The following is a 13,988-nucleotide window of genomic DNA, read 5'->3' as shown; positions in this document are numbered from 1 at the left end:
AGCAGGGGCAGCGGGTCGGAGGTGGTGACCAGCTCCCGCAGCGGGTGCCGGGCCAGCACCGCGTCCACCTCCGGCGTCAGCGCCGCCGCCAGCCGGGTGGCCACCGGCAGCGAGTCGTCGCGCAGCGCCTCCGCGGCCGCCAGCACCACGGCCCGCCCGGAGTCCTCCGGGACCCCCGCCGCGGCCCGCTCGTACAGCTCGGCCCCCTCCTCCAGCACCAGACCGGTGTCGATGCCCGCGGGCACCTTGATCCCGGCGTGGTGCTTCCAGGTGGCGACCGGATCGCTCCAGGCCTCGACCCGGTAGGTCCAGCGGCCCGGCGCGCCCGGGGTGACCTCGGCGCCCCAGCGGTCGGTGCCCGGGGCCAGCTCCCGCATCGGCGTCCACGGGCCCGGCCGGCCCTCCGGGTCCTTCAGCACGACGTTGGCGGCCACGGCGTCGTGCCCCTCGCGGAACACGGTCGCGGTGACCTCGAACGTCTCTCCCGCCACCGCCTTCGCCGGGCGCCTGCCGTACTCCACCACCGGGTGGACGTCCCGCACCGGGATACGCCCGATCTCCACGGCCGCGCTCATCCGTTCTCACCTCCGCCGTGCTCGAGGCCGGGTTCGCGCCCGGCCGGATGGGTCAAGCTGCGCCGGAGGGGGTCTTCCGCCCCGACGGGGAGAGCCGGTCCGCCACGGCCGGCGGGCCGCGCCGGGCCGCTCGGGCGGTACGGGGCCGCTCGCTCTGTTCCTGCAAATAGGTGATCAGGTTCGTCCGCAGATACCTTTCGGCGGCGTCCGCCGCCTCGCGCGCGCACCGCTTTCCCATGAGCACGCACAGGGTGTAGCCGGAGTCCTCGAACGTGGCCCGCACTCCCACGTCCGCGGGGGAGGCGAGCATCATCCGTTCCCAGGCGCGGTAACGCCGTAGCTGCCGGGCGACTTCTGTCTTCGCAGGAAGCAGCATGGCCGGTCACCTTCCGGGACGGTCCGGTACGGACGAGCTAGTTCTTCACACATGGTGCACGGGCCGTGACTCCCCGTCTTGTTGGATCTTCAACCGCTTTCTCCGCCCGGCGCGGGCCGCCGGCCGCTCGTGTTGCACGAATGGACTACTGCTTCCACGCTGGAGTGACTCAGAAGCGACCAGTGCTCACGCTTCGTGCACGGGGAGCCCGTCCCCCAAGGGGCGAGGAGAAGCGAGAGCTCTCGCGGTGAGGAGCCACGACGATGAAGACCGCAGTGCCCTGCTACTACCACCTCGACGTGGAAGTGAGCCCGGAACGGGTCGGACAGGTCAGGCGCATCCTGGCCGCTCACCTCAGGTTCTGGGACCTGGAGAACCTCGTCGAACCCGTCTGCTCCGGCGCCGAGATGCTGCTGCGGGCGATCGACGAGCACGCGAGCGACAAGCACACGTCGATCGAGATGTGGTGGAACCGCCAGCACCTCATCACGGCCGTAGGGGGCAACGACCACGCGCTCCGTCCCGACCAGGACCTGCGCACCTGTCTCCAGCACCTCGCCGCCAACAGCGACGGCTGGGGCTGCTGCGCCGCCGAGACGGGAGCGAAGGTCATCTGGTTCTCGCAGCGCGCCCGCGCCGGAGAACGCGTACCGCTGGTGCCCACGGCGCCGGAGCCGATCACCCAGGAGGGCCTGGAAGTGCCGCGCGAGATCATGCCGGTGGCCCGCGTGGCCGGCCCGGCCAGTACCACCCACGGCGTGCTGGAGGAGGCCCGGTGACCCGCGCCAGGCCGAACTGGAAGGGGTCGCCCGTGTGGAGCGGGCACCCCTACCCCCTGGGGGCCGCCTACGACGGACAGGGCACGAACTTCGCCCTGTTCAGCGAGGTCGCCGAACGCGTCGACCTCGTCCTCGTGGACGACGACGGCACCCACAGCACCGTCCCGCTGCCCGAGGTCGACGGCTTCGTCTGGCACTGCTACCTGCCCGGCGTCGGCCCGGGGCAGCGCTACGGCTACCGGGTCCACGGTCCGTGGGCCCCGGCCGTGGGCCACCGCTGCAACCCGGCGAAGCTCCTCCTCGACCCGTACACCCGGGCCGTCGACGGGATGGCGGACAACCACCCCTCCCTCTTCGAACGCGCCCAGGGCAGGCCGGACCCCGGCGACAGCGCCGGGCACACCATGCTCGGCGTGGTCACCGACCCGTTCTTCGACTGGGGCGACGACCGCCCGCCGCGGCGCCCCTACTCGGAGACCGTGATCTACGAGGCCCATGTCCGCGGCATCAGCCGCACCCACCCCGACGTGCCCGAGGAACTGCGCGGCACCTACGCGGGGCTCGCGCACCCGGCGGTCGTGGACCACCTGACCTCCCTGGGCGTGACCGCCGTCGAGCTGATGCCGGTGCACCAGTTCGTGCACGACGGCGTGCTCAAGGACAGGGGCCTGTCCAACTACTGGGGCTACAACACCATCGGCTTCTTCGCGCCCCACAACGGCTACGCCGCCCTCGGCACCCGCGGCCAGCAGGTCACCGAGTTCAAGGCGATGGTCAAGACCCTGCACGAGGCCGGCCTCGAGGTCATCCTCGACGTGGTCTACAACCACACCGCCGAGGGCAACGAGAAGGGCCCCACCCTGTCCTTCCGGGGCATCGACAACGCCTCGTACTACCGCCTGGTGGACGGCGACTGGCAGCACTACTACGACACCACCGGCACGGGCAACAGCCTGCTGATGCGGCACCCCTACGTGCTCCAGCTCATCATGGACTCGCTGCGGTACTGGGTCACCGAGATGCACGTCGACGGCTTCCGCTTCGACCTCGCGGCCACGCTGGCCCGGCAGTTCCACGAGGTGGACCGGCTCTCGGCGTTCTTCGACCTGATCCAGCAGGACCCCGTGATCAGCCGCGTCAAGCTGATCGCCGAGCCCTGGGACCTGGGCGAGGGCGGCTACCAGGTCGGCAACTTCCCGCAGCTCTGGTCGGAGTGGAACGGCAAGTACCGCGACGCCGTGCGGGACTTCTGGCGCGGAGAGGAGCACACGCTGGGCGAGTTCGCGTCCCGGCTGACCGGCTCCTCCGACCTGTACCAGCACAGCCGGCGCCGGCCGCGCGCCAGCGTCAACTTCGTCACCGCGCACGACGGATTCACGCTCCACGACCTCGTCGCGTACAACGACAAGCACAACGAGGCCAACGGCGAGGACAACCAGGACGGCGAGAGCCACAACCGGTCCTGGAACTGCGGGGCCGAGGGCAGGACGAAGGACCCGGCCGTCCTGGAGCTGCGCGGCCGCCAGCAGCGCAACTTCCTGGCCACGCTCCTGCTCTCGCAGGGCATCCCGATGCTCTGCCACGGCGACGAACTGGGCCGTACCCAGCGCGGCAACAACAACGCCTACTGCCAGGACAACGAGATCTCCTGGATCGACTGGCGGCTGGGCCGGGAGCAGCACGCCCTGCTGGACTTCGTCCGGCGCCTGATCGCGCTGCGCGCCGCCCACCCCGTCCTGCGCCGGCGCCGCTTCTTCCGCGGCGAGACGGCGACCAACGCCGACCAGCCGCTGCCCGACCTGGTGTGGCTGCTGCCGGACGCCCGGGAGATGTCCGACGACGACTGGCAGCGCTCCGACGCGCACGCCGTCGGCGTCTTCCTCAACGGCGACGCGATCGCCGAACCCGACTCCTGCGGCCGGCCCGTCGTGGACGACTCCTTCCTGCTGCTGTTCAACAGCCACTGGGAGCCGGCCGGCTTCCGGCTGCCCGGCGCCGCCTACGGCGAACGCTGGACGGCGCTGATCGACACGGCCGACCCGGAGGGCACCCCCGACGAGGCGGAGCACAAGGCGGGCACGACGCTCACCGTGGAGCCCCGCAGTCTGGTGCTGCTCTCCCGGCCGTCCCGCACCGGCCGGTGAGCCGTGGGATCAGGGATTCACGCGGCGCGCGGTCACCGTGAACTGCGCGCCGTCGGCGTCGCGGAGCACGGCCTCGTCGTCGCTCAGCGACAGCACGCTGCCGCCGTGCCGCTCGGCGGTGCGCGCGCAGTCCGCGACCTCGTCGACGGCGAAGTGCACCTGCCAGTGCGGCCGGATGGCCGGGTCGGGGGCCGCGCCCAGCGCGCCCGACTCGATGCGCGCGACCACGTCGCCGTGGCTGCGCAGCACCACCTCGTCGCCTTCGTACAGGACCTCGCAGCACCCGTCGGGTCCGGACGCCCAGTCGAAGATCTCGCCGTAGAAGATGGCGGCGTCGAAGGCGTCGCGCGTGTGCAGCCTGATGAAGGCGGGGCGCGAGGTGCGCCAGGTGTGCCAGTCCGCGAACAGCTCTCCCTCCCAGATGCCGAAGGTCGCGCCGTCCCGGTCGGCGAGCAGGGCCGCGCGGCCGGGCGGCAGGGAGATCGGGCCGACCGCGGCGGTGCCGCCGCGCTCCTGCGCCCGCGACACGGCCTCGTCGGCGCTGCGCACCGCGAAGTACGGGGTCCACGCCACCGCCATCTGCCACATCGCGGCGACGGCGGCGACGCCGGCGACCGGCACCCCGTCGGCCAGGGCGATGCGGAAGGGGTCGCCCAGCCGGGCGGGCCGCCACTGCCAGCCCAGGACGGCGGAGTAGAACTCCTCGGTGGCCTTGAGATCGCGGCTGGTCAGACTCACCCAGCACGGGGCGCCGTACACGGAGCCGGTGGAGAGGACACTCTCCGTACGGGCGGGGGAGGGCATGTCGTGGTTCATGGCAGTCGCGTCCTGGTCTCGTCCACCGGCAGCCACCGGTTCCACACCAGTGTCGGGCCGGAACGGCGGGGTGCGCCTGTCGAGTACCCCGGCGCCGGCGCCGAAACGGTGGCCCCGGCGGCCCGGTGGCGCAGGGGGTGACATGTGACGACGATGGAGGCGTCGGAGCGGTACCGCGTGGTGCGAGCGGCGGTGACACGCCGGATCCGGAGGTGACCATGACCACGGACGGGGGCCCGGACGAGATCTTCCGGCTGCAGGAGCAGGTCCGGCAGCTCAAGGAGGCGGTCGTCTCGCACGCCGTCGTCGACCAGGCGATCGGGATGGTCGTCGTGCTCGGCCGGATGACACCGGACGAGGGATGGATCGTCCTGAAGGAAGTTTCCCAGCATACGAACATCAAACTGCGCAGCATCGCGGAACTGATACTCATCTGGGGGCGCACAGGAGTGATGCCTCAGGAGATCAGGGCGGCCCTGGAGGAGGCCCTGGACCGGCACGGCCCGAGGCAGATACCCGACTCCGCCCCCCGGGGATGAGGAACCCGGCCCCGGCCGGGGTCAGCGGGCCTCCGCCAGGATCTCCTCGCGGATGCGGTCGAAGCAGCCGCTGAGCAGCCGGGAGACGTGCATCTGCGAGATGCCGAGCTGCTGGGCTATGCGGCTCTGCGTCATCCCGCCGAAGAAGCGCAGGTAGAGGATGGTGCGCTCGCGCTCGGGCAGCGCCTCAAGACAGGGCCGCACCGCCACCCGGTCGACGACCGTGTCGAAGGCCGGGTCCGGCCCGCCGAGCGCGTCGCCGAGGGCGTACCCGTCGGTGCCGGGCATCTCCGCCTCCAGGGAGAGGGCGGTGAAGCACTCCAGCGCCTCCATGCCGGTGCGGACCTCTGCCGTGGTCAGGTGCGCGTGCTCGGCGATCTCCTCGACCGTCGGGGCGCGCCCCGGTGTGGTCTGCGTCAGCTCCTTCATGGCGCGGCGCACCCGGTTGCGCAGGTCCTGGATGCGGCGCGGTACGTGCAGCGTCCACATGTGGTCGCGGAAGTGCCGTTTGATCTCGCCGGTCACGGTCGGCACGGCGTACGCCTCGAAGGCGTGGCCGCGTTCCGGGTCGTAGTGGTCGACGGCCTTGACCAGTCCGAGGGCCGCCACCTGGTAGAGGTCGTCCAGGCTCTCGCCGCGCCCGCGGAAGCGCACGGCGATCCGCTCGGCCATGGGCAGCCAGACCTGGATCAGCTCGTCCCGCAGGGCCTTGCGCTCCGGGCCGTCGGGCAGCGCGGCGAGCCGTTCGAACGCGGCGGCGGTGTCCGGCGCGTCGTCGTGCGGGTGGGGCTTGGTTCTGCTGGCGATACGCATGGTCTGCGCACCTCCCTCAGCAGGGGTGCCGGGTGGACGGAACACCGGGGTGCCGGGACCCGCGGACGTGCCTCCTGTCCGAAGCACTGACTGCGGCTTTCCCGATAGCACCGAATCCGAAACAGATCCTCATATAGAGGGACATTACGCCCTGACGGCGTCACGTGGTCACCCGAGCGGGCCGACCGGCCGGTGCGCAACGTGATGTGCGGCACGCCCGCCGTGATCGTCGGGGGCGTGCGCGGCGGATAGTTCCTGCGCAGCGCTTGATCACCGATCAAAGGGGCTGAAGCCCCTGGCCACAGCGCATTCCGCTCATTTGACAGTGCACTGAGGGCACGGATAGGAAGCAGCTTCGGGAAGTCGAGAGGTGCGCTGTGTACGAGCCGAACGTGGTCGGGGACTGGCAGGAGTACGACGAACATGCCGGTCTGCGGGTCCGCGTCCACCGTCTTGAGGCGGCCGAGCCGCCGCGTGGCCGCGACGACGCCGCCGAGGGGCTGACGTACTTCAGCGTCCGGGTGACGGTGGAGAACCGCGGTGCCCGGCCCTTCTGCGTCCATCTCGAGGACGGCCAGATCGACGTGCGGATCGGCCCCGACGGCGAGGGCGCCTTCCTCGACTGGCGCAACTCGCAGTTCGTCGAGGGGTTCGACGTCCACCCGCTGCGCCGCGCCACCGCCGTGCTGTACGCCGCCGGACCCGAGGCGAGCCTCGGACAGGTGGACGTCCAGGTGCAGTTGAGGGTGGACGAGGAGTGGGCCGGCCGGCGGCTGTGGACCGGCGGCCTCGGCCTGCACGAGGGGGTCACCGGACCCGCCGCGGGCGGCGGACGGGAGGGCGGCCTCGCCCACCAGGTGAGCAGCTTCCTGAGGGACCAGGCGGAGGAAGGCACCGCCTGACCGGCCGGGCGCGTGCGGCCCGCGGCGAGTTGACGCGCCGTGTCCCCTCGTGCGCGGGGCGGCAGGCGTCGCGTTCCGTAGGTCCGTACCGAGGGGGACCCGGTGCCCGGGCGCGGTCAACGGCCGCGAGTCCGAGGGCCCGTCCCTCCTCGCCGGACCAAGAGGGTGCCGTCGTACCGCCGGTGGAGGCGACGGCCGGGGCTCACACCAGGTCGTCGGGGATGTCGGCGGCCGACTCCTCGGGCGCCAGGTCCGGGCGGAGCCTGAGCCAGGACGGCTGGCGCAGCATCCCCTCCCGGGTGCGGGTGCTGTAGCGCACCTCGCCGACCAGCCGGGGGACGACCCAGCGCGCCCCCGGCAGCCGCGGTACGGGGTCGAAGGGGCACACGTCCGTGGCGGCGGCCCGCAGCAGCGCGGCCAGCTCGGTGCGCTCGGTCTCGCTCCAGCCGGTGCCGACCCCGCCGACGTAGCGCAGCCGGCCCGCGGCGCGCTGGCCGACCAGGACGGCGCCCGGCAGTCCGGTGAGCCGTCCCTTGCCGGGCAGCCAGCCGCCCACCACGACGTCCTCGCTGCGCATGTTGCGGATCTTGATCCAGGCGCGGGAGCGGACCCCCGGTTCGTACACCGAGTCCAGCCGCTTGCACACCAGGCCCTCCAGGCCGTGCTCGCGGGTGGCCCGCAGGGCCTGCTCGCCGTGGCCGACCAGCGCCGCCGGGGTGGACCAGGACGGTCCGTGGAGGTCCAGCTCCTCCAGGTGCCCGCGCCGGCGCGCGTAGGGCAGGCGGAGCAGGGACCGGGAGCCGAGGTGCAGGACGTCGAACAGCACCAGGTGCACCGGCACCGCCGCCGCCCGGTGCGCGGCCCGGCCGGGGGCGTGGGCGAGGCCCATCCGCGACTGCAGCAACTGGAAGTCGGCGCGGCCCTGTTCGTCCAGGGCCAGCACCTCGCCGTCCAGTACGGCGGGCGTGGTGCCGAGCGCGCCGGCCAGGGGCGCCAGCTCCGGATAGGCGGCCGTGATGTCCTGACCGGAGCGGGCGCGCAGCAGGACGCCGCCGTCGCCGGGCAGGTAGACCACCACCCGCTGGCCGTCCTGCTTGGTCTCGTAGGCCCAGCGCGCGTCCTGCGCGGCGGGCGGCAGGGTGCCGGAGGTGGCGAGCATGGGAGGGATCAGCGGCAGCTCCACGGCTCAGTTCTCGACGCGCCCGGGCGCCGTCACGCGCGTCGCCCGTCAGGTTCGCCCGAACGGCGCCGGTCCGCCCCGCCCGGGGACCGGCGCCGCCCGCGTCAGCGCGCCGGAGCCGCCTCCGGCTCGACGCCGTCGTCCGACGCGGCGAGCGCCTGCCCGGCGGCGGGGCGGTGGCGCGGGATGAAGGAGGCGATGACCAGGACTTCAGCACGTCGGCCACCTGGAGCCGGAAGTCGAAGTGCAGGGTGCGCGCGTCGTGGATCTGCACGACGAACCGGGGCCGCCCGCCCGCGGGCCCCTCGCCGGGCTCACCGCGCCCCGCCGGCTCGCCGGTCCGGCCGACGTCGCGCCTGCCGCGGTACTCGCGCAGGCCGTTCCCCTCGCGCACCCGCGGCTTCTTCCCCGGACCCGGCACCGACCGGCACCGGGTACCCCGGTCAGAACTCCTCGTGCGTCAGCGGGTCGCCGCCGATCCGCCGGGGCGCCCGGTCCGCCACGGCACGCATCTCGCCGGCGTCCAGCTCGAAGCCGAACACGTCGAGGTTGGCCCGCTGCCGCGCCGGGTCGGCGGACTTCGGGACGGGCACCGCGCCGAGCTGGACGTGCCAGCGCAACACCGCCTGCGCCGGCGTCACCCCGTGCGCCCCGGCGACCGCGGCGACGGCCGGATCGTCCAGCAGGTCGCTGCCCCGGCCGAGCGGGCTCCAGCTCTCGGTGCGGATGCCCTTGCGCTCGTGGAAGGCGCGCAGCTCGTCCTGGGGGAAGAGCGGGTGCAGCTCGATCTGGTTCACGGAGGGCAGGACGCCGGTCTCCTTCTCCAGCCGCTCGATGTGCTCCGCCGTGAAGTTCGAGACGCCGACGGAGCGCACGAGTCCGTCGTCGCGCAGCTTGACCATGGCCTTCCAGGAGCCGACGTACGCGTCCACGCGGGGCAGCGGCCAGTGGATCAGGTACAGGTCCACGTACTCCAGGCCCAGCCGGGCGCGGGACTCCTCGAACGAGGCGAGGGTCTGCTCGTAGCCGTGGTGCCGGCCGGGCAGCTTCGTGGTCACCACGATCTCCTCGCGGGGCACCCCGCTGCCGGCCACACCGCGGCCGACACCGGTCTCGTTGCGGTAGTTCGCCGCCGTGTCGATCAGGCGGTAGCCCGCCTCCAGGGCGGTGCGGACCGCCCGCTCGGCCTCGTCGTCCTTCATCGGCCAGGTGCCCAGACCCAGTGCGGGGAGCCGGGTGCCGTCGTTGAGCGTGTGCGCCGGGATGCTGATCACCGTGGGACCTTCCCTCGACCGTGCGCGGGCGTAGCGCCGCCCGTCCAGCGTCACCCACGGCGGGACCGGTGATCAACCGGACGGCGCGGGACGGGGTCCGCCACGAGCGGTGCCGGAGCCCGGACGGACGCCCCACCGGCCGACGGGGCGCTCGGGACGACGGGCAGGGCCACGGCGTCCGTCCCGCGCCGTGCGGGTCAGAACGTCCGGTCGAGCAGGTCGAGCAGCGCCTCCCAGTGCCGCTCGGTCGCCTTCGGGTCGTACGCGGCGGTGTCCGCCTGCGTGTAGCCGTGCCGGGCGCCCTCGTAGACCTCGCAGCGGTGCCGGACGCCGGCCTCGGTCAGGGCCGCCGCGAGGCGCTCCTGCTGCTCGGCGGGCAGGGACTCGTCCTGGTCCGCGTGGGCGAAGTACAGCTCGGCGCGGACCTGCCCGGCGACGCGGTGGGGGCTGTCCGGGGCCTCGGTCGCCAGATGCGCGCCGTGGAACCCGGCCGCTGCGGCGACGCGGTCCGGGTAGGTGCCGGCGGTGCGCAGGGCGATCCCGGCGCCGAGGCAGTAGCCGGTCAGCGCGACGGGACCGCCGGCCGCCGCCGGGCACGTCGCCAGCCACCGCAGGTAGGCGTCCGCGTCCCGCATCGCCCGCTCGGGCGTGAGCGCGTGGAAGGCCGGACCGAGACGCTGGAACAGCTCCGGCCGCACCTTCGGGTCGATGAACTCGGGCAGTTCCACCACCGGGGCGCGCCCGTTGCGGTGGAAGAGGTTCGGCACCAGGACGGTGTACCCGGCACCGGCCAGCCGGTCGGCCATCGCCCTCAGCCGCGGGCGCAGCCCGAACGCGTCCATGAAGAACAGGACCGCCGGATACGGGCCCCCGTCGGCGGGGTGCGTCAGATAGGCGTCGGCGACGCCGTCGGCGGTGGGGATGTCGACGGCGGTTCCCTGGACGGCGGTCACGGCGGGCCTGCCTCTCGGTCGGGGTCGGGGACGACCCGCCGGCCGCGCCGGCGGATCACGGTCATCGTGGCACGCCCGGCCCGCGGGCTGTTTTGGCCCCCCTCCCGCGGCCGCTACTCGAAGCGGCCGGTGTCGCCCGCGCCCCGGCGCACGATCTCCGCCTCCCCGCCGGAGAAGTCGACCACCGTCGTCGGCTCGGTGCCGCAGTCCCCGGAGTCGATCACGGCGTCCACCACGTGGTCGAGCCGGTCCTTGATCTCCCAGCCCTGCGTCAGCGGCTCCTCCTCGTCGGGCAGCAGCAGGGTGCTGGACAGCAGCGGCTCACCCAGCTCGGCCAGCAGGGCCTGGGTGACGACGTGGTCGGGGATGCGCACGCCGACGGTCTTCTTCTTCGGGTGCTGGAGCACGCGGGGCACCTCCCGCGTCGCGGGCAGGATGAAGGTGTAGCTGCCGGGCGTCGATGCCTTGATCGCCCGGAACACGTCGTTGTCGATCTGCACGAACTGGCCGAGCTGCGCGAAGTCCTGGCACACCAGGGTGAAGTGGTGCCGGTGGTCCAGGTGCCGGATCGAGCGGATGCGGTCGATCCCGTCGCGGCTGCCCAGCCGGCAGCCCAGCGCGTAGCAGGAGTCCGTCGGGTACGCGATGAGCGCGCCCGCGCGGACGCTGTCGGCGACCTGGGCGATGCTGCGGGGCTGGGGGTTGTCGGGGTGCACGTCGAAGTACTTCGCCATTCACCGAGCTTATGCCGCCCACGCCCGTGCGACGGACGAACCCGGTGGATGCCGCGGCCGCGCCTTCGCCGCACCCGCGCCGGCCAGGTGCGCCGCCCGCGGGCCCCGCGCCGCGCACGAACCATGAGGTAACGTCCCTGACCTGGGCCGAAGGCAGGCGAGGACGAGGAGAAGGCCGACGTGGCGGGCCGAGAGGACGGGACACGGCAACGGGACGCGGGCACGGGCGGGCACGCGGGATGGGCACAGGAACTCCTCGACCACCTGCGGCCGGCCGGACGCGACGTACGCAGGGTCGTGACCTGGCTCGCGGGAGCCGTGGACGCGGAGGTCGGCCTCCGGGGCGGTGACGGCGGCCTCCTGGCCGGCACCGGCATCCCCCTCGACGAGGACCTCGTCGCGGACATCACCGCCGGCCGCATCGCCTCCGCCGCGCTGGAGGACGGGGGCTGCCATCTTCGCCTGGTCCGTGTCGAGCGGGTGCGCCCGGCCCCGGCCGCCGTCCTCGCGGTGGCCCGCGCCGCCCCGTTCGACCGGCGGGCCGCCGACATCGTCACGCACACCGCCCAGGTCGTGGAACTCCTGCTCGCGGGGGACGAGTCCACGGCCGCCGGGCACCGGCTGCGCCGGGCGACCTCCGATCTGCGCCTGGCCATCCTCCAGTTGCTCATGGTCGAGGACACCGTCTCCGCGCGCCGCGTCGCCGCGGGCCTGTGGCCGGGCCTCCTCGACACCGACACCGCCTGCGTCTACGTCGTCGAGAGCAGCCCGGAGGAACGCGACCGCCTCGCCGAGGAGTGCCTGTCGGCGACGGGCGAACGCGCGCTTGTGGTGCGCTGCCCGGCCGTCGACGGGCACGTCATCGTCCTGACGCCCCGCGACGCGACCGGCGACGTGCTGCGGTCGCTCGTCGCCCGGTTCCCCGGCGTCTTCCTCGGCGGCAGCGCCCAGCAGAGCCTGGCCCGCACCGCCACCGCCTACGGTCAGGCCGTGAGCGCGCTGGCCGTGGCCCGGTTCCGTCCCGAGAAGGCGGCCGTGTACGCCGAACGCACCCGGCCCGAACGCCTGATGGACCCGGCCGTGCTGCGGGGCTGGACGGCCGGTGTCCTGCGCCCCCTCGACGCCCTGCCGCACCACACCCGCGCCGAACTCCTCGCCACCACCCGGCTCGGCCTGGAGTTCACCGCCGTCAACACCGCCAAGGTCCTCGGCGTCAGCCGCAACACCGTCCGTGCCCGCATGGACCGCGTCGAGGGGCTGCTGGGCACCGACTTCAGCGACCTGACGGTGCGCGCCACCGTCCACCTCGCCCTGAACGCCGAGGCGGCCCTCTCCGCGGACCCCGGCGGGCACACGGGCGAAGCGAGCCCCGCCCCCCTCACCGCACTGCTGGCGGGCCCCGCGATGCGCACCTGGGCCCGCGAGCTGCTCGGCCGGCTGGATCCGGACACCCGCGACCTGCGGCGCACGCTGCGCACCTGGATCGCCGTCGGAGGCAACGCGGAACGGGCCGCCCGCCGGCTCGGCGTCCACGCCCAGACGGTGCGCGAGCATGTCCGCAGCTCGGAGCCGGTCCTCGAGCGCGAACTGCTCGCCGCCGGCAGTGATCTGTACGAGGTGGTGCTGGCCCATCTGGCGGTGGGGGAGCTCGACCAGCCGCGCCTGCACGGGACGAAACCGGGCCATCCGGACTCACCTGTGCACGAGTGAGTCCGGACGGCCCGGCAGCGGGCACCGGCACGGTTCACAACGGCCGAGCCGGGCACGTAGGTTCGACGAGCCGCGGGGGCACGACCGGAACGGGGGACCGGTCGCGCCCCCTACGGCCGTTCCACGCCGGCCGGGCGGCGGATCAGCCGTGCGGCAGGATCACCGCACGCCCGCTCACCCGGCCCGCGTGCAGCCGCTCGTAGGCGAGCGGGGCGTCGTCCAGGGAGTACGTCTCGGTGTGCACCGACACGGCACCCGAACGGGCGAGGTCCAGCACCTCGATCAGCTCGCCGCGGCTGCCCCAGTAGGGGGCGGTGACGGACACCTCGAAGGGCAGCGTCCCGAAGCCGACGGGCAGCGAGCCGCCGCCGATGCCGACCAGCGTGACATCGCCCTCGACGGCCGCGACGGCGCCCGCCGTGCGCACCGTCGGGGCCACGCCGACGAAGTCGAACACGGCCTCGGCGCCCCGCCCGCCGGTGAGTTCGCGCACCGCCTCGGCGGCCTCGGCGTCGGACAGCACCGCCTCGTGCGCGCCGACCTCGCGGGCCAGGCGCAGCTTCTCCTCGCTGACGTCCAGGGCGACGACCCGGGCGGACGTCAGGGCGCGCAGGAGCTGGATGGCGACGTGGCCGAGGCCGCCGGTGCCGATGACCACCGCCGTCGAGCCGGGCACCAGCTTGGGCAGTGACCGCTTGATCGCGTGGTACGGCGTCAGCCCGGCGTCGGTCAGCGGCACCGCGGCGACCGGGTCCAGCCCGCCCAGCGGGACCAGGTGCCGCGGGTCGTCGACGAGCAGGTACTCGGCCATCGAACCGGGGCGGCCGAGGCCCGGCGGGCGGATGCCCAGTTCGTCGGCGCGCAGGCAGTAGTTCTCCTTGCCCTGCGCGCACTTGGCGCAGGTCCCGCAGCCCCAGGGGCCGTACACGGCGACCGCGTCGCCCTCCGCGAGGCCCGTCACCCCGGCGCCGAGCGCGGCGACCGTGCCGACGCCCTCGTGGCCCAGGGTGAGCGGGAGCTCGTAGGGGAAGCCCTCGGCGGGCCAGCTCATCACCGCGATGTCGGAGTGGCAGACCCCGGCGGCCGTGACCTTCAGCAGCACCTGGCCGGGGCCGGGCTCCGGGTCGGGGACGGTGACCACCTCGGGCGGGGCGCCGATGGTGCGGTATTGCAGTGCCTTCATGACCGGACTC

14 protein-coding genes are annotated in these 13,988 nt (G+C 73.6%); 5 read left to right on the top strand and 9 right to left on the bottom strand.

Features of this window, described 5'->3' with window-relative positions; genetic code table 11:
- Together ACH499_RS23640 and ACH499_RS23635 are read right to left on the bottom strand one after the other, a co-directional pair.
- Positions 1–575, bottom strand: a 575-nt coding sequence (locus ACH499_RS23640; protein WP_399018140.1) for a maltotransferase domain-containing protein, incomplete at its 3' end; no start/stop codon positions are given.
- Positions 576–627: 52 nt separating this feature from the next.
- Positions 628–951: a DUF5133 domain-containing protein gene (locus ACH499_RS23635; RefSeq protein ID WP_356200281.1), complete on the bottom strand. Its 324-nt coding sequence runs from the start codon at positions 949–951 to the stop codon at positions 628–630.
- Between the two features lie 263 nt (positions 952–1,214).
- On the opposite strand from ACH499_RS23635, the gene ACH499_RS23630 reads away from it, so the two are divergent.
- The gene (locus ACH499_RS23630; RefSeq protein WP_356200283.1) at positions 1,215–1,730 is read left to right on the top strand and encodes a pep a2; all 516 of its coding nucleotides are present in this window, start codon (positions 1,215–1,217) and stop codon (positions 1,728–1,730) included.
- Positions 1,727–3,874: a glycogen debranching protein GlgX gene (gene glgX, locus ACH499_RS23625; protein WP_356200285.1), complete on the top strand. Its 2,148-nt coding sequence runs from the start codon at positions 1,727–1,729 to the stop codon at positions 3,872–3,874. The genes ACH499_RS23630 and glgX overlap by 4 nt, the downstream gene beginning before the upstream one ends.
- A gap of 9 nt (positions 3,875–3,883) precedes the next feature.
- Here glgX and ACH499_RS23620 read toward each other — a convergent pair whose 3' ends face one another.
- Positions 3,884–4,690 (bottom strand): VOC family protein, encoded by an 807-nt coding sequence (locus ACH499_RS23620; RefSeq protein ID WP_356200287.1) that lies wholly within the window; start codon positions 4,688–4,690, stop codon positions 3,884–3,886.
- A 218-nt stretch (positions 4,691–4,908) separates the two neighbouring features.
- Between ACH499_RS23620 and ACH499_RS23615 the strand changes: the two genes are divergently transcribed.
- Entirely contained in the window at positions 4,909–5,229 is a 321-nt protein-coding gene (locus ACH499_RS23615) for an ANTAR domain-containing protein (protein WP_356200289.1), read from the top strand.
- A 21-nt stretch (positions 5,230–5,250) separates the two neighbouring features.
- Here the strand turns inward: ACH499_RS23615 and ACH499_RS23610 are convergent, their stop codons facing one another.
- The gene (locus ACH499_RS23610; RefSeq protein ID WP_356200291.1) at positions 5,251–6,042 is read right to left on the bottom strand and encodes an RNA polymerase sigma factor SigF; all 792 of its coding nucleotides are present in this window, start codon (positions 6,040–6,042) and stop codon (positions 5,251–5,253) included.
- 377 nt (positions 6,043–6,419) lie between these two features.
- Here ACH499_RS23610 and ACH499_RS23605 point away from each other — a divergent pair, with 377 nt between their 5' ends.
- Positions 6,420–6,944: a hypothetical protein gene (locus ACH499_RS23605; RefSeq protein ID WP_356200293.1), complete on the top strand. Its 525-nt coding sequence runs from the start codon at positions 6,420–6,422 to the stop codon at positions 6,942–6,944.
- Positions 6,945–7,146: 202 nt separating this feature from the next.
- On the opposite strand, the gene ACH499_RS23600 is transcribed toward ACH499_RS23605, so the two are convergent.
- From ACH499_RS23600 to ACH499_RS23585, 4 genes are all read right to left on the bottom strand, one after another.
- Positions 7,147–8,127, bottom strand: a complete 981-nt coding sequence (locus tag ACH499_RS23600) for an ATP-dependent DNA ligase (RefSeq protein WP_399018136.1) — start codon at positions 8,125–8,127, stop codon at positions 7,147–7,149.
- A 440-nt stretch (positions 8,128–8,567) separates the two neighbouring features.
- Positions 8,568–9,398 (bottom strand): aldo/keto reductase, encoded by an 831-nt coding sequence (locus ACH499_RS23595; protein WP_399018134.1) that lies wholly within the window; start codon positions 9,396–9,398, stop codon positions 8,568–8,570.
- 197 nt (positions 9,399–9,595) lie between these two features.
- On the bottom strand, positions 9,596–10,351 hold the full coding sequence (locus ACH499_RS23590) for a dienelactone hydrolase family protein (protein WP_356200298.1): 756 nt from the start codon (positions 10,349–10,351) through the stop codon (positions 9,596–9,598).
- A 113-nt stretch (positions 10,352–10,464) separates the two neighbouring features.
- Positions 10,465–11,085, bottom strand: a complete 621-nt coding sequence (locus tag ACH499_RS23585; RefSeq protein WP_356200300.1) for an L-threonylcarbamoyladenylate synthase — start codon at positions 11,083–11,085, stop codon at positions 10,465–10,467.
- 180 nt (positions 11,086–11,265) lie between these two features.
- On the opposite strand from ACH499_RS23585, the gene ACH499_RS23580 reads away from it, so the two are divergent.
- Positions 11,266–12,795 carry a helix-turn-helix domain-containing protein gene (locus ACH499_RS23580; protein WP_356200302.1) on the top strand — a complete coding sequence of 510 codons (1,530 nt, stop codon included), beginning with the start codon at positions 11,266–11,268 and terminating at the stop codon, positions 12,793–12,795.
- A 142-nt stretch (positions 12,796–12,937) separates the two neighbouring features.
- Here the strand turns inward: ACH499_RS23580 and ACH499_RS23575 are convergent, their stop codons facing one another.
- Positions 12,938–13,978 (bottom strand): NAD(P)-dependent alcohol dehydrogenase, encoded by a 1,041-nt coding sequence (locus ACH499_RS23575; protein ID WP_399018131.1) that lies wholly within the window; start codon positions 13,976–13,978, stop codon positions 12,938–12,940.
- Positions 13,979–13,988 lie beyond the last annotated feature (10 nt).

The organism is Streptomyces sp. NPDC018947 (assembly GCF_044390505.1).
GTDB lineage: Bacteria > Actinomycetota > Actinomycetes > Streptomycetales > Streptomycetaceae > Streptomyces.
The sequence above is the reverse complement of the archived record's forward strand: the minus strand, read 5'-3'. Positions and strand labels throughout refer to the sequence as shown.